18 protein-coding genes are annotated in these 14,075 nt (G+C 55.2%); 5 read left to right on the top strand and 13 right to left on the bottom strand.

The annotated features are described in order from the left end of the window. Positions 1–70: 70 nt before the first annotated feature. Complete coding sequence (locus PFH44_RS03410) at positions 71–370, top strand: colicin D domain-containing protein (protein WP_349632119.1); 300 nt, start codon at positions 71–73, stop codon at positions 368–370. Next, positions 367–639, top strand: coding sequence for a colicin immunity domain-containing protein (locus PFH44_RS03405; protein ID WP_283824293.1), 273 nt, complete (start codon positions 367–369; stop codon positions 637–639). Before PFH44_RS03410 ends, PFH44_RS03405 begins: the two co-directional genes overlap by 4 nt. Before the next feature lie 580 nt (positions 640–1,219). On the opposite strand, the gene PFH44_RS03400 is transcribed toward PFH44_RS03405, so the two are convergent. Both PFH44_RS03400 and PFH44_RS03395 read right to left on the bottom strand, forming a co-directional pair. Next, the gene (locus tag PFH44_RS03400; protein ID WP_165973059.1) at positions 1,220–1,381 is read right to left on the bottom strand and encodes a hypothetical protein; all 162 of its coding nucleotides are present in this window, start codon (positions 1,379–1,381) and stop codon (positions 1,220–1,222) included. Between the two features lie 24 nt (positions 1,382–1,405). Next, positions 1,406–2,107: a pirin family protein gene (locus PFH44_RS03395; RefSeq protein ID WP_041147353.1), complete on the bottom strand. Its 702-nt coding sequence runs from the start codon at positions 2,105–2,107 to the stop codon at positions 1,406–1,408. Positions 2,108–2,211: 104 nt separating this feature from the next. Here PFH44_RS03395 and PFH44_RS03390 point away from each other — a divergent pair, with 104 nt between their 5' ends. Next, positions 2,212–3,108 (top strand): LysR family transcriptional regulator, encoded by an 897-nt coding sequence (locus tag PFH44_RS03390; RefSeq protein ID WP_045856697.1) that lies wholly within the window; start codon positions 2,212–2,214, stop codon positions 3,106–3,108. Between the two features lie 41 nt (positions 3,109–3,149). Here PFH44_RS03390 and PFH44_RS03385 read toward each other — a convergent pair whose 3' ends face one another. From PFH44_RS03385 to PFH44_RS03335, 11 genes are all read right to left on the bottom strand, one after another. Then, positions 3,150–3,515, bottom strand: a complete 366-nt coding sequence (locus PFH44_RS03385) for a DUF805 domain-containing protein (RefSeq protein WP_045856699.1) — start codon at positions 3,513–3,515, stop codon at positions 3,150–3,152. 126 nt (positions 3,516–3,641) lie between these two features. Continuing rightward, entirely contained in the window at positions 3,642–4,628 is a 987-nt protein-coding gene (locus PFH44_RS03380) for a glutathione S-transferase family protein (protein WP_283824292.1), read from the bottom strand. Between the two features lie 73 nt (positions 4,629–4,701). Beyond that, on the bottom strand, positions 4,702–5,094 hold the full coding sequence (locus PFH44_RS03375; RefSeq protein WP_004867955.1) for a DoxX family protein: 393 nt from the start codon (positions 5,092–5,094) through the stop codon (positions 4,702–4,704). 235 nt (positions 5,095–5,329) lie between these two features. Then, positions 5,330–5,626, bottom strand: a complete 297-nt coding sequence (locus PFH44_RS03370) for a YqjK-like family protein (RefSeq protein ID WP_045856702.1) — start codon at positions 5,624–5,626, stop codon at positions 5,330–5,332. A 2-nt stretch (positions 5,627–5,628) separates the two neighbouring features. Then, positions 5,629–6,021, bottom strand: a complete 393-nt coding sequence (locus tag PFH44_RS03365; RefSeq protein ID WP_283824291.1) for a phage holin family protein — start codon at positions 6,019–6,021, stop codon at positions 5,629–5,631. Positions 6,022–6,023: 2 nt separating this feature from the next. Next, positions 6,024–6,329 (bottom strand): ElaB/YgaM/YqjD family protein, encoded by a 306-nt coding sequence (locus PFH44_RS03360; protein ID WP_041147347.1) that lies wholly within the window; start codon positions 6,327–6,329, stop codon positions 6,024–6,026. A 32-nt stretch (positions 6,330–6,361) separates the two neighbouring features. Continuing rightward, positions 6,362–6,730 carry a DUF1090 domain-containing protein gene (locus tag PFH44_RS03355; protein WP_133600863.1) on the bottom strand — a complete coding sequence of 123 codons (369 nt, stop codon included), beginning with the start codon at positions 6,728–6,730 and terminating at the stop codon, positions 6,362–6,364. 149 nt (positions 6,731–6,879) lie between these two features. Further along, entirely contained in the window at positions 6,880–7,266 is a 387-nt protein-coding gene (mzrA, locus tag PFH44_RS03350; protein ID WP_181955416.1) for an EnvZ/OmpR regulon moderator MzrA, read from the bottom strand. After that, a complete protein-coding gene (yqjA, locus tag PFH44_RS03345) occupies positions 7,266–7,928 on the bottom strand; it encodes a DedA family general envelope maintenance protein YqjA (RefSeq protein WP_045856710.1) in 663 nt (220 codons plus the stop codon). The genes mzrA and yqjA overlap by 1 nt, the downstream gene beginning before the upstream one ends. A 466-nt stretch (positions 7,929–8,394) precedes the next feature. After that, positions 8,395–9,171 (bottom strand): transcriptional regulator ExuR, encoded by a 777-nt coding sequence (gene exuR / locus PFH44_RS03340; protein ID WP_283824290.1) that lies wholly within the window; start codon positions 9,169–9,171, stop codon positions 8,395–8,397. 130 nt (positions 9,172–9,301) lie between these two features. After that, positions 9,302–10,606, bottom strand: coding sequence for an MFS transporter (locus PFH44_RS03335; RefSeq protein WP_045856713.1), 1,305 nt, complete (start codon positions 10,604–10,606; stop codon positions 9,302–9,304). 480 nt (positions 10,607–11,086) lie between these two features. Here PFH44_RS03335 and uxaC point away from each other — a divergent pair, with 480 nt between their 5' ends. After that, on the top strand, positions 11,087–12,499 hold the full coding sequence (uxaC, locus tag PFH44_RS03330) for a glucuronate isomerase (RefSeq protein WP_283824289.1): 1,413 nt from the start codon (positions 11,087–11,089) through the stop codon (positions 12,497–12,499). Positions 12,500–12,517: 18 nt separating this feature from the next. Next, positions 12,518–14,005, top strand: a complete 1,488-nt coding sequence (locus PFH44_RS03325; protein WP_283824288.1) for a UxaA family hydrolase — start codon at positions 12,518–12,520, stop codon at positions 14,003–14,005. The last annotated feature ends 70 nt before the right edge of the window (positions 14,006–14,075 follow it).

Below are 14,075 nucleotides of genomic sequence, written 5' to 3'. Positions count from 1 at the left end.
AACCCGATGCGACCGGGACGGGCGTCGAGCCCATCTATTTCATGCTGAATGATCCGCTGGATTCGGGAAGATTTACACGCCGACAGTTACAAAAAAATACAAGCATGCTATTGATTTTGGTATCAGCGACACGAGGACAAACAGTGATACACTTACAAAATTCAGGGACGTAGTTGAAGCCCATCTGTCCGATAAGAATACAATAGTTAAAGGTACATATATCAGAGGAAAAGGCTCTAAAGTATATTTTAATACTGAAACAAACAATGCAGTTGTAATAAGAAGGGATGGTTTATTTTCTACAGGGATGAAATTAAAATCAGGAACGCCTCAGTATAAAAACCACATAGAGAAAGGAGTGTTGTTATGAGTATGAAACTAATTGAAATCGCGAAGGCGTTACTAGACTCTAAAATATCAGCTGATGAATATGAATCACAATACCTTACGTTATGGAGAAAAGAACGTGACGATGGAACTCTGAGCAAAGATAACGATAATGTAGGCTACTGCGCAGTCGAGCTATTCAGTCTTGCAGATTGTTATACTTCCTTACCCGATAGGGAGGAAAGTGATTTGGATGCTCACCAGTTAATCAAAGAAGTTAAGGTTACTCTGGAAAAATATAAACTTATCTAATTATAACTAAAGAACGATAATTAGGGGTTCAGTGACAGCACCCCTGTTTTCGCCATCGATCAGATACCAAGGAAGCTTACAAATAAGCTGAGGACCCTGTAAATCATTCTGTGTAACTGCCACCCGATTAATTAAAGGTGACCGTCAATGCGGTCGCCGAACTCGATAATAAAACGAATTGTAAGTTAACCGTTTTCACGGATTTAATCTGTGAGCGAAGTGGCTGGGTTTTGTCCCAGCCTTTCTTTTGTCTGTTAACCTACTTTATCTGTCATATAAAGTGAGATATAGTCTGCGACACAAGACAATTCCAGCGCTGCAGATACCTGACGTATGGTTGAACGAAGCCGCCTTATCGGTCCAGCCTCAACTCTTCAGAAAACCCCGCCTCGGCGGGGTTTTTGCTTTCTGAACAAAGAATGAAGCAGAAAGAAAAGGATGGGACAGAAAGGGCGAATGACTGTCCACGACGCTCTTCATAAAAAGAACGCGGCTTATCAAAGCCGCACGGCGGAGGTAAAAATGGCCTGGTCAGGCGGGAAGAAGCTGAGTCGGCCCCGGCAGGAGCCGATTTTTGGCATCAGGCGGCGTTTTCTTCATCCTGAAGTCGTATCTCCGCATCGGCGACGATAGCCTCCAGCTCGCTCAGCATCTCTTCGTAGCCAAAGCCGACGACGTTGGTTGTTTCCGGCAAGGTCGGCTGAATCGGCGATGCGGTCTTCTTCGGTTTCTTCTTACTCACTGATAAGCTCCATGACTCCCGTTTTTACACCGGTAAATCTATCAGTAAAGCGCGCAAAGGCGTATCGGCAACGAGGGTAATGTTAGCTTCATCACGAATAAAGGCGCCATCGCCGCAGGTCAGCGCCTGCTTTTCCTCTTCATGCGCGACGGCGTGAACGGTCCCGTGAATAGACTGCAGATAGGCGCGCGGTCCGTGAAGCTGCACGTTAATCCTCTCGCCTTTCGCCAGATCGAGATGATGGATCCAGACCTGCTGGCGTAGCTGCAGGCTATCCTGCGCGCCGTCCGGTGAAGCCAGCAGCTGCTGCGGGCCCTCGGTGATACTCATCTTCTGTACCAGCGGATTTTCGCGCTCCGGGCAGGCGTCCAGCCACAGCTGCATCCGCGTGAGCGAACAATCTTTACTCAGATTATGCTCGCTATAGCTGACGCCCGGCTGGGTCGAAATCAGCAGCGCTTCGCCGGCTTTGGCCTGCACGTGGTTGCCGTCGCTATCGCGGTACTCCGCTTCCCCTTCCAGGATCAGGTTCAGGATATCGACCTTCGGGTAGGTACGCGGCTGAAACGATGCGCCTGGTGCCAGAACTTCCTGGTTGAGCACGCGCAGGGAGGCGTAACCTAACAGTTTCGGGTCGAAGTAGTGTCCAAAGGAAAAGGTGTAGCGGGCCTGCAGCCAGCCGAAATCTGCTTGTCCGCATTGTTTGGCTGTTCGGGTAGTAATCATTGTCTTGACCTCTCTTTACACTAAAACAATGGTAAAGGTATGGACGCTGTATTGTTAGCCAGATATTCTGCCCGGTATATTCAAATTTCCTGAACGAGAGTGCTATGGCCAGAGAGAGAGCATTAACGCTGGAAGCGTTGCGCGTAATGGATGCGATCGACCGGCGCGGGAGCTTTGCCGCCGCGGCTGACGAGCTCGGACGCGTCCCTTCTGCACTTAGCTACACGATGCAAAAACTGGAAGAGGAGCTGGACGTGGTGCTGTTTGACCGCTCCGGTCATCGAACAAAATTCACCAACGTCGGCCGCATGTTGCTGGAGCGCGGACGGGTCCTGCTGGAGGCGGCGGATAAGCTCACCACCGATGCCGAAGCGCTGTCCCGCGGTTGGGAAACCCATCTGACCATCGTCACCGAAGCGCTGGTGCCGACCACCGACTTTTTCCCGCTGATTGAAAAGCTGGCGACCAAATCCAACACGCAGCTCTCGGTGATTACCGAAGTGCTCGCCGGCGCATGGGAGCGCCTGGAGCAGGGCCGGGCGGATATCGTCGTTGCGCCGGATATGCATTTTCGCTCTTCGTCGGAAATTAACTCGCGTAAGCTCTATTCGGTGCTGAACGTCTATGTTGCCGCGCCGAATCACCCAATTCATCAGGAGCCGGAGCCGCTTTCCGAAGTCACGCGGGTGAAGTATCGCGGCGTGGCGGTAGCGGATACCGCGCGTGAACGTCCGGTGCTGACTGTGCAGCTGCTCGACAAGCAGCCGCGTTTAACGGTCAGCACCATTGAAGATAAGCGCCAGGCGCTGCTGGCAGGGCTGGGAGTGGCGACCATGCCCTATCCGCTGGTGGAGCAGGATATTGCCGAAGGGCGCTTACGGGTTGTCAGCCCGGAATATACCAATGAGATTGACATTATTATGGCCTGGCGCCGCGATAGTATGGGCGAGGCCAAATCCTGGTGCCTGCGGGAAATTCCCAGACTGTTTAGCGGGAAGTAAATCAGCGCTGCGCACCGCGCGAAGGCGGTGCGCATAATGAGCTATGAAAGGGGTTTTGGGTCGGGTCCGAAGCGGTTATTTCCGGGCGTTCCGCTTTGGCAATTGAAGACCAGAATCGCCAGCCAGCCGATGACCGGGATCAGCAGCAGCAGTAGCCACCACGCCGAACGGTCCGTGTCGTGCAAACGCCGAAACTGCACCGCCCACCATGGCAAAAAGATCAGCACGCCGTAAATCGTCGTCAGGATGCCTTCCCCCCCCGCTCGCTGCCAGCCCAGCATTTTATCAATAACGCTGAGCACGCCGGTGAGGATGATATTGACCAGAATAAACATCCAGTACTCTTTACGACGGGCGCGACCGCCAAAGCCAATATAGTTTCTTATTACCTGTAGATACCAGTCCATGTCTATGCCTCGATTAGCCGTCAATCACTTGTTTTTAAAGCGATCGTAATAAGAATAGACGGGAATGAAAAGCGGGTAAATATCGCGGATGTGAAATTTCAGGCGCCGCTGGGGGCGCCCGATATATCAGCGGAAAAGAAGGTCGCGGCCGTGCGGCGCGTTGAGATCCTGCTGCGGACCGACGGAGATAATTCCGGTCGGGTTGATGGTTTTATGGCTGCGGTAGTAGTGGTTGCGAATATGGCCAAAATCGACGGTCTCGGCAATGCCCGGCATCTGATAGATATCGCGCAGGAAGCCGTACAAATTTGGATAATCGCTGATGCGCCGCTGGTCACACTTAAAGTGGGTGACATACACCGGGTCGAAGCGCACGAGAGTGGTCCACAGACGAATATCGGCTTCGGTTAGCTGGCTGCCCGTCAGGTAACGGTGCTGGCCGAGGATCTGCTCCAGGCGTTCCAGCGAAGCAAATACGCCATCAACGGCTTCATCATAAGCCTGCTGGCTGGTGGCGAACCCGGCTTTATAAACGCCGTTATTCACGCTGTCGTAAATCCAGCCGTTCAGCTCATCGATGTTCTCGCGCAATGCAGGCGGGTAGTAATCGCCGGCGGTTGCCCCCAGCCCGTCGAAGGCGGTATTGAACATACGGATAATTTCAGCCGACTCGTTGCTGACGATAGTTTGCAGCTTCTTATCCCACAGGACCGGTACCGTCACTCTCCCGGTATATTGCGGATCGGCATGCAGATAGAGCTGATAGAGAAACTGGTGCTGATACAGCGTATCGCCGGTGGCGTCCGGGAAGCTGCTATCGAACGTCCAGCCGTTCTCGAACATCAGGGGATTGACGACCGAGACGGAGATAAACGCCTCCAGGCCTTTTAGCTTGCGCAGAATCAGGGTGCGATGCGCCCAGGGGCAGGCGAGGGAGACGTACAGATGATAGCGATCTTTTTCGGCAACGAAGCCGCCATCGCCGCTCGGCCCGGGTGCGCCATCGGCGGTCAGCCAGTTGCGGAAGGCCGAAACGGAACGCTTGAATCGTCCTCCGGTGGATTTGGTGTCATACCAGGTATCGTGCCAGACGCCGTCGACTAATTGTCCCATTGTTTCCTCCTGCAGACTGTAGATAGCAAAAGCGAGGAGATATCTCCTCGCTTTTTGATTCAGTATAGTGTGCTTACCACTTTTTATTCAGCACGCGGTCGATGCTGAATGCGCCTGGACCGGTGATAGCCAGCAGCAGGAAGCCGCCTGCGATGGTCAGGTTTTTCATGAACATCAGCGAGTTCACGCCTTCAGCAAAGTTGCTGTGGAACAGGAACGCGGTCAGCAGGGTAAAACCGGCGGTGAACAGCGCGGTCGTACGGGTCAGGAAGCCGAACAGAATGGCCAGGCCGCCGCCGAACTCAAGCAGAATGGTTAACGGCAGTAATGCACCCGGGACGCCCATCGCTTCCATGTATTGCTGAGTACCTGCATATCCGGTGATTTTTCCCCAGCCTGCGGTGATAAACAGGATTGGCATCAGGATACGTGCTACCAGTACACCAACATCTTCTAATTTTTTCATTTCTTACTCCAGAAAACCCAAAGGGCGGCGGTTTTGTTTTTTGGTGCAATCCTGCGTAGTTACGCGGGGTTGCTGTCGATGGAGTGAATATTAGCGAGACGATGAGGGAATTGTTAGCAAGGAAAACTGTAGATCTTTATCAAGAATTCTGAGCAATTGCCCGGGAGACAGGCAAATAAAAGGACCGGTTAAGGTCCTGAGAATAAAGCAGGTGGGGAACTCAGCGCGGTGCGCCTTAGCGCGATGATTGCTGGCGCAGCAGGCCTTTAACCATGCGCCAGGTACTCCAGGCGCCGACGCCGCGCCGGGTCCAGCGCATAAGAAAGCGAGGGTGGCGAACGGACCAGATGGCCATCACGCCGCTGCCGACCAGCGCCCACGAGCGCAGGTTTTGCAGCGTCAGCCAGCCTCGGTCGAGCGGGGCGGTGGCCGCCAGCCAGTCGCGGCGGCCGGCGGTTAAATCCAGCCGCTGCTGCTGGATCTGGCGCAGCAGAAGCGTCTTGCGCCGCTCACGTTCCTGTTGACTGCTCACGGTTAATCATCCTCCAGCAGCGCTCTGTCGTTAGCCAGCTCCGTGCGGGTATGACGCAGGAACGTCGAACGCCGGGCCTTGCGTAGCGTCCAGATACCGCCGATCAGCGAAGCGATCAGCAGCAAGGCGGTCGTGGCTATCATGACGTTCAGGCGATACTGCGCATCGACGGCCCAGATAATGAGCACCAGCAGGCTCATTAAGCCGAACGCGGCGAACAGCAGGGTCAGCCCCAGCATCAGGAACAGCTGGAAGAGGTTAGCCTTCTCTTCTTCCAGCTCCACGACCACCAGACGCAGACGCGTTTCCACCATTTCAACCAGCAGCGATACGATGCGCTGGCCGATGCCGAAAACGCTCTGACCCGGTCCTTGCGTGCGTTGAGAGTCCGCCATAATTAGCGACGCGTCAGCAGGACACCCAGCACCAGCCCAACGGCTGCGCCAATACCTACGCCGGTCCACGGATTTTCGCGAACGTACTCGTCGGCGCGCGCGGCGCTTTCCCGGGTCTGCCTGACGATGGCATCGCCGGTTTCACCCAGGCGTACGCGGCTCTCTTTCAGCGCGCTTTCTGCTTTGCTACGCAGCTTGCCTATCTCTTCCTTCGATTTATCCGTGGAGGAGTTCAGCACTTCTTCCAGGGTATCAGCCAGAGTCTTCAGTTCTGCACGCAGGTCGTCTGCAACGTTATCTTTAGGCATCTTTCTCTCCTGTAGAGTGGTCCATATACATACTAGTACTCACGTGACTCAAGCGCTTTCAGCTCTTGCTGCGCTTCATCAAGTTTATGCTGGCGCTTGCTGATTTTCTCAGCATCGCCTTTCTGTTCGGCTTCGCGCAGATCGCGCTGACGCTCGTTAATCTCTTCCCGCTGTTTAGCGATTTTTTGCTGATGATCGGCTTTAAGCTTACTGTCGCTACAGTGGGCCTGAACTTCACGCAGCGCCTTATTGAGGCCATCAATACGGTTCTGATTGTGATGTTTCTCGGCATAGCTAATCTCCCGCTGGATATCCTGCTCTTTTTCCTGACAGGGGGAGATGGCAAAGGCGCTGGAGCTAAGCGAAGTTAAAACCAGGATCAAAGCGATGCGGTGTTTCATGGATGCTACCTTCCATTGTGTGAGGGCATATCCGTAGGATAGACCCGATCCAGTTGATTAACGTCAGCCCGGTGGCTCCCGCAGTCTTAAGCATAGTAAGGAAAACAGGAAATCACCAAACTGCGTGAAAATATTCAGAATTTTCGAAATTATCCGAACCTGTGTGGCGTATCGCGCAGGCGGGAGAGCCATGCTGTCGGCGTGTTATCTTCCTCCTGCAAAGCAATAATATAGCCGTGCGGCAGGGCGCGTCCCAGCACTTCTTTCGCCGCTATTCCCTGGGCGCTGGAATCAAATTTGATCAGCAGGCCATCTTTTTGCGGCGTGATGCTTTTAAAACGAATGCCGTTGGCATCAAGATGGTGCCAGACGGAAAAACCGTCCGGCATGCCAACATCCTGACTTACGGGGTGGATAGCGAGGGTGGCTTCCTGCTGTTGCGCCGCCAGCCACAGCCAGAACAGGGCGCACAACAAAAGTGAACCGCCCAGCATCCAGCCCAACTTACGCAGAGAAGGGCGTTTTTTAACCATCATCAGCCCCGACTTCTGTGTTTTTTCTTCCACATCACAATGAGCGAGCCGATTAAGCCAAATACCAGCAGCACCACCGGCAGCAGCATCAGGCAGGACATGAGCTGATCTTCATATTTCAGGAATACCGGCGTTTTGCCCAGCAGGTAGCCCAGAGAGGTCAGAATCAGTACCCACAGCAGGCCGCTCATCCAGTTAAAGAACTGGAAGCGCGCGTTGTTCAGCCCCGAGATGCCGGCAATGGTCGGCAGCAGGGTACGAACGAAAGCGATAAAGCGGCCAATCAGCAGCGCGGAAAGCCCGTGCTTATGGAACAGATGGTGCGCGCGCTGATGGTAGTGGGAGGGCAGATGCGAAAGCCAGTTCTGCACAATCCGCGTGTTGCCTAGCCAGCGGCCCTGAATATAGCTCAACCAGCAGCCGAGGCTGGCGGCCGCGGTGAGCAGCAGCAGCGTTTCGGGGAAGCCCATTGCGCCCTTAGCAATCAGGACGCCAACCAAAACCAGCAGGCTATCGCCCGGTAAAAAAGCGGCCGGAAGCAGGCCGTTTTCGAGGAATAAAATCATAAATAAGACGAAATACAGCATGCCAATCATGGAGGGATTGGCGAGAGTTTCGTAATCCTGGCTCCATAGAGCATTTAACAATTGGGTTAATAGTTCCATTCACGATTCCTGGTACATCGGTTAACGGTACGTCTGAACGCAGTGTAAATATAGCGACATAGGTTGTTATTGGATTATGGTCGCTGCTGATGCGGTCTGAACGGATCCTTGTCTGGCATCATCTTCTTCAGGTCGTTCCAGGCTACTTTTTTGCGCGGAAAAACCAGCCGCTATTGCTATCCACGCTACCGGGTATCTCTTCTCTTGCGCTCTGCACGTACCCTGAAGGGGTGGGTGCAGCGGATTAAAGATCGGCAAATGCGAGCTGCAGAACGACGAAATGCATCTAATTGTAACAAAACCGCTGACTTTACGGCAGATAAATTGCAGTTTGTTGCTTGTTGATTTTGCTGATTGCGGCGGCGAGTGGCGAGTGTCTTTACACAGGCTGACACTATAGATGTTTGCTTACCTGGTCAGGATGGCGGGCCGACGCTGGGTGCCGGCCCGGAATGAGGATAATCGCTTATTTTACGCCGTTGGCGGCGGTATCGAGGTGAACAACCGGATTTTCCGCAAACAGGTAGCGATCGGCGTTGAATTCAAAATCATCGCTGGTTTCGTTGAACAGCATCAGCTTGGTGTTTTCCAGGTGCTGCCACATCGCCAGCTTCGCGGCGTGCGGATCTTTACGAATCAGGGCCTTAAGGATCTGATCGTGATCGTCGCACCAGCTATCGACGGTGCGGGTGTCGATATGGTCGTGCAGCTTTTTCCAGTAGGGGTTGTGCACGCGCTGGGTCCACATTTTTTCGACAATTGCCGCAAGGGCGGAGTTCTGGGTCGCCAGCGCAACCTGAACGTGAAACTGGAGGTCCCACTCGGAATCGCGGAAGCACTTCTCTTTCCGCGCCTTCTCCTGGATCTCCATAAGCTTCATGATGTCCTGCTTGGTCACCTGGGTGGCGGCAAACTCGGCGATATTGCTCTCAATCAGCTGCCGGGCCTGCAGTAGCTCAAACGGGCCGTAGTTGGCGAACTCCAGGGTCTCGTCGATGGGCTGCTGGTGCTTCGGATGGTTGGAGATAACGTGAATGCCCGAGCCTTTGCGCACTTCCACATAGCCTTCGACTTCCAGCATGATAATGGCTTCGCGAACCACGGTACGGCTAACGCTTTTCTCGTCGGCAATAAACCGCTCTGCGGGCAGCTTATCGCCCACCAGGTAGACACCCTGTTCAATACGTGCCTTCAACTCTGCGGCCAGCTGTTGATACAAACGACGTGGTTCTGTGATTTCCATATTCGCTCCCGGAAGATGGCGACAATATTGGATTTGTTATACCACTTTTACGCGCATCCCACCACTGCCAGGCATGAAAAAGCCGCCTTTATCGAGGCGGCTTGAGCGGGTCAATCTTGCGGTGCAGGCGCTAGCTTTGCGTCACCGGTTTACTGGTTCTGAGCGGGGTGGGGTCGTCGTCGTCCGCCGATTTGTTCTTCAGTACGGTCCAGATGACGACGGCGCCCAGCAGGTCGAAGACCGCCAGCACGGCAAACAGCGGGCTAAAGCCGATGGTGTCAGCCAGCGCGCCGACCACCAGCGCAAACATGGTGCTTGCCATCCAGGCCGCCATACCGGTCAGGCCGTTAGCGGTCGCCACTTCATTACGACCGAATACGTCGGAAGAGAGCGTAATCAGCGCCCCGGACAGCGCCTGGTGAGCAAAGCCGCCGACGCACAGCAGGGCGATAGCCACGAACGGGCTGGTGAACAGGCCAATCATACCCGGGCCAATCATCAGGACGGCGCCCATGGTGACGACCATTTTACGCGAGACGATCAGGTTGACGCCAAACCAGCGCTGGAACAGCGGCGGCAGGTAGCCACCTACGATGCAGCCGAGGTCAGCGAACAGCATCGGCATCCATGCGAACATGGCGATCTCTTTCAGGTTAAAGCCATACACTTTAAACATGAACAGCGGGATCCACGCGTTGAAGGTCCCCCAGGCCGGCTCCGCAAGGAAGCGCGGCAGGGCGATACCCCAGAACTGACGGTTGCGCAGGATCTGCCACGGCGACATCTTCTTACCGTTGTTGGTCTGATGCTGAGACTCCTGGCCGCCGATGATGTAGTCGCGCTCTTCGCTGGTTAATTTTTTCTGGTCACGCGGGTGCTTATAGAACACCAGCCACGACATGGCCCATGCGAAGCTCAGGACGCCGGAGATGATGAACGCCATCTGCCAGCTGTGCATCACAATCGCCCAGACCACCAGCGGCGGCGCGATCATCGCCCCGATCGAGGAGCCAACGTTGAAGTAGCCAACGGCAATAGAGCGCTCTTTGGCCGGGAACCATTCCGAACTGGCCTTCAGGCCCGCGGGGATCATGGCGGCTTCAGCGGCACCCACGGCGCCACGCGCCAGGGCTAATCCGCCCCAGCTGCCTGCCAGCGCCGTTGAGCCACAGAACACAGCCCAGGCGATAGCGAAGAAGGCGTAGCCGATTTTGGTACCCAGAATATCCAGCACGTAGCCCGCAACAGGCTGCATAACGGTATAAGCGGCCGAGTAGGCCGCGATGATATAGGAATACTGTTGGGTGGAGATGTGTAACTCTTCCATCAGAGTTGGCGCAGCCGCAGCCACAGTGTTACGCGTCAGGTACCCCAGCACGGTGCCCAATGTCACCAGTGCGATCATATACCAACGTAACCCTTTAATTTTACGCATGTAAAACCTCATCGTTTGTTTTATATCCGCAGCGAGTGCGGCCATCTTCAGCCCCGTAACGGCGATGAAGAGGGAGAACGGAGGGCTCAGGGTGGGAAACCCGTATGGCCCGAACCTTGCCATCAATCGTTATGTTTAATCCGGCATCCATACCGTTCAATCCGATGCCTGTTGTCATCGGTAATACATTCCGTCGGTTCATATGTTTCGACGAAAGCAAGATAACTTGTCATACAACTTCAAAGGTTGAGTGCCGTCACAAAAGTGGGAAAGTTTATGGGGGTATTATTCTCTGCGAGCAAAGCCAGTGCTGGCGCGGCCTGGCGAACCTTTTACTCCTTTGGCGGTAATTTTTTTGTCAGCGTTTATTGATCTAACTCACGAAAAAGATTTCAGCCTCTGGAAATTGGTGTGATAACTTTGTCAGCATGATAGTCAATCATCTGAAGGGCTCCCCAAAGGGGCGAAGAGGAAAAGAAAATGACACCGTTTATGACTGAAGATTTTCTGCTTGATACCGAATTTTCCCGCCGTTTGTACCATGACTACGCCAAAGATCAGCCGATTTTCGACTATCACTGCCACCTGCCTCCGCAGCAGATTGCCGAAAATTATCGTTTTAAAAATCTGTATGACATCTGGCTGAAAGGCGATCATTACAAATGGCGCGCGATGCGCACTAACGGCGTTGCTGAACGCCTGTGTACCGGCGATGCGTCGGATCGCGAGAAGTTTGCCGCCTGGGCCGCCACCGTGCCGCATACCATTGGCAACCCGTTATACCACTGGACGCATCTTGAGCTGCGTCGTCCTTTTGGTATTACAGGTAAGGTGCTGTCTCCGGCTACCGCCGATGAGATCTGGGATCGGTGCAACGCGCTGCTGGCGGAGGAGCGTTTTTCTGCCCGCGGCATCATGCAGCAGATGAACGTGAAAATGGTCGGGACCACCGACGATCCGGTTGATTCGCTGGAGCATCACGCGGCGGTGGCAAAAGACGCGAGCTTCACCACCAAAGTTCTGCCGAGCTGGCGTCCGGATAAGGCGTTTAATATCGAACAGGCGACCTTCAGCGACTATATGGCGACGCTGGGCGAAGTATCCGATACCGATATTCGCCGCTTTGCCGACCTGCAGTCCGCGTTAACGAAGCGTCTCGATCACTTCGCGGCCCACGGCTGCAAAGTCTCCGACCACGCGCTGGACGTGGTGCTGTTTGCCGAAGCCAGCGAGGCCGAGCTGGATAGCATCCTCGCCCGCCGCCTGACCGGCGCCGTTCTGAGCGAGCGCGAGGTCGCGCAGTTCAAAACCGCCGTGCTGGTGTTCCTCGGCGCGGAGTACGCCCGCCGCGGCTGGGTCCAGCAGTACCATATCGGCGCGCTGCGTAACAATAACCAGCGCCAGTTCAAGCTGTTAGGACCTGACGTTGGCTTCGACTCCATCAACGATCGGCCGATGGCGGAAGAGCTGTCGAAGCTGCTGAGCAAGCAGAATGAAGAGAACCTGCTGCCGAAAACCATCCTCTACTGCCTGAACCCGCGCGATAACGAAGTGCTGGGTACCATGATCGGCAACTTCCAGGGCGAGGGGATGCCGGGCAAGATGCAGTTCGGTTCCGGCTGGTGGTTCAACGATCAGAAAGACGGCATGGAGCGTCAAATGACCCAGCTGGCTCAGCTTGGCCTGCTGAGCCGCTTCGTCGGCATGCTGACCGACAGCCGCAGCTTCCTCTCCTACACGCGCCATGAATATTTCCGCCGCATCCTGTGCCAGATGATCGGCCGCTGGGTAGAGGCAGGAGAAGCGCCGGCGGATATTCAGCTGCTGGGCGAGATGGTGCAAAACATCTGCTTTAACAATGCGCGTGATTACTTCGCCATTGAACTGAACTAAGACCAGAGGTCGGTTGATATGCAATACATTAAAATCCATTCGCAGGATAACGTCGCGGTGGCGTTGGCTGATATGGCGGCAGGCACGACGGTCACTATCGACGATGCGGTGGTCACGCTAAGCCAGGATATCGTCCGCGGGCACAAGTTCGCGCTATACGGCATTGCGAAGGGAAAAAACGTCATTAAGTATGGTTTGCCCATTGGTCATGCGCTGGCGGATATCGCGCCAGGGGAGCATATTCACGCCCACAATACGCGGACCAACCTGAGCGACCTTGACGAGTATAGCTATCAACCGGATCTCGCCGAGCCGTCGGCACAGCCTGCCGATCGCGAGGTGCAGATTTACCGCCGGGCTAACGGCGAGGTCGGGGTGCGTAACGAGCTGTGGATCCTGCCGACCGTTGGCTGCGTCAACGGCATTGCGCGTCAGATCCAGAATCGCTTTCTGAAAGAAACCCAGGACGCGGAAGGCACCGACGGCGTTTTCCTCTTCAGCCACACCTACGGCTGCTCGCAGCTGGGGGATGACCATATCAACACCCGCACCATGCTGCAAAATATGGTGCGTCATCCCAACGCCGGCGCGGTGCTGGTGATTGGCCTCGGCTGTGAAAATAATCAGGTCGACGCCTTCCGGGAGACGCTGGGCGACTTCGACCCGCAGCGGGTGCGCTTTATGGTCTGCCAGGCCCAGGAAGATGAAGTGGAGGCGGGGATCGAACATCTCCACCAGCTTTATCAGGCGATGCGCGAAGACAAGCGCGAGCCGGGCAAGCTCAGCGAGCTGAAGTTTGGCCTCGAATGCGGCGGCTCGGACGGACTGTCGGGGATCACCGCCAACCCGATGCTGGGGCGTTTTTCTGACTACCTGATTGCGAACGGCGGCACAACCGTACTGACGGAGGTGCCGGAAATGTTCGGCGCCGAGCGGCTGCTGATGAGCCACTGCCGCGATGAAGCGACCTTCGACAAGCTGGTCACCATGGTGAACGACTTTAAGCAGTACTTCATTGCGCACAACCAGCCGATTTACGAGAACCCGTCTCCGGGCAATAAAGCGGGCGGGATCACCACCCTTGAAGATAAGTCGCTGGGCTGTACGCAGAAAGCGGGCTCCAGCCAGGTGGTGGACGTCCTGCGCTACGGCGAGCGCCTGAAGGTGCACGGCCTGAACCTGCTGAGCGCCCCGGGCAACGATGCGGTGGCGACCAGCGCGCTGGCCGGCGCCGGCTGCCACATGGTGCTATTCAGCACCGGGCGCGGCACGCCTTACGGCGGCTTCGTGCCGACGGTAAAAATTGCCACCAACAGCGAACTGGCGGCGAAAAAGAAACACTGGATTGACTTTGATGCCGGGCAGCTGATTCACGGTAAAGCCATGCCGCAGCTGTTGGAGGAGTTTGTCGACACCATCGCCGAGATTGCCAGCGGCAGGCAGACCTGCAACGAACGCAACGACTTCCGCGAGCTGGCGATCTTTAAAAGCGGCGTCACCCTCTGATTACCCATTATCTTTCGCGCCCCAGCCGCGTTTATTCGCCCCGGTCGCTGACTTCAGTAAGCTTCCGGGG

This window comes from Klebsiella sp. Ech2A (assembly GCF_030078455.1).
Taxonomy (GTDB): Bacteria; Pseudomonadota; Gammaproteobacteria; order Enterobacterales; family Enterobacteriaceae; genus Klebsiella; species Klebsiella terrigena.
This window is presented reverse-complemented; position numbering and strand designations above follow the sequence as displayed.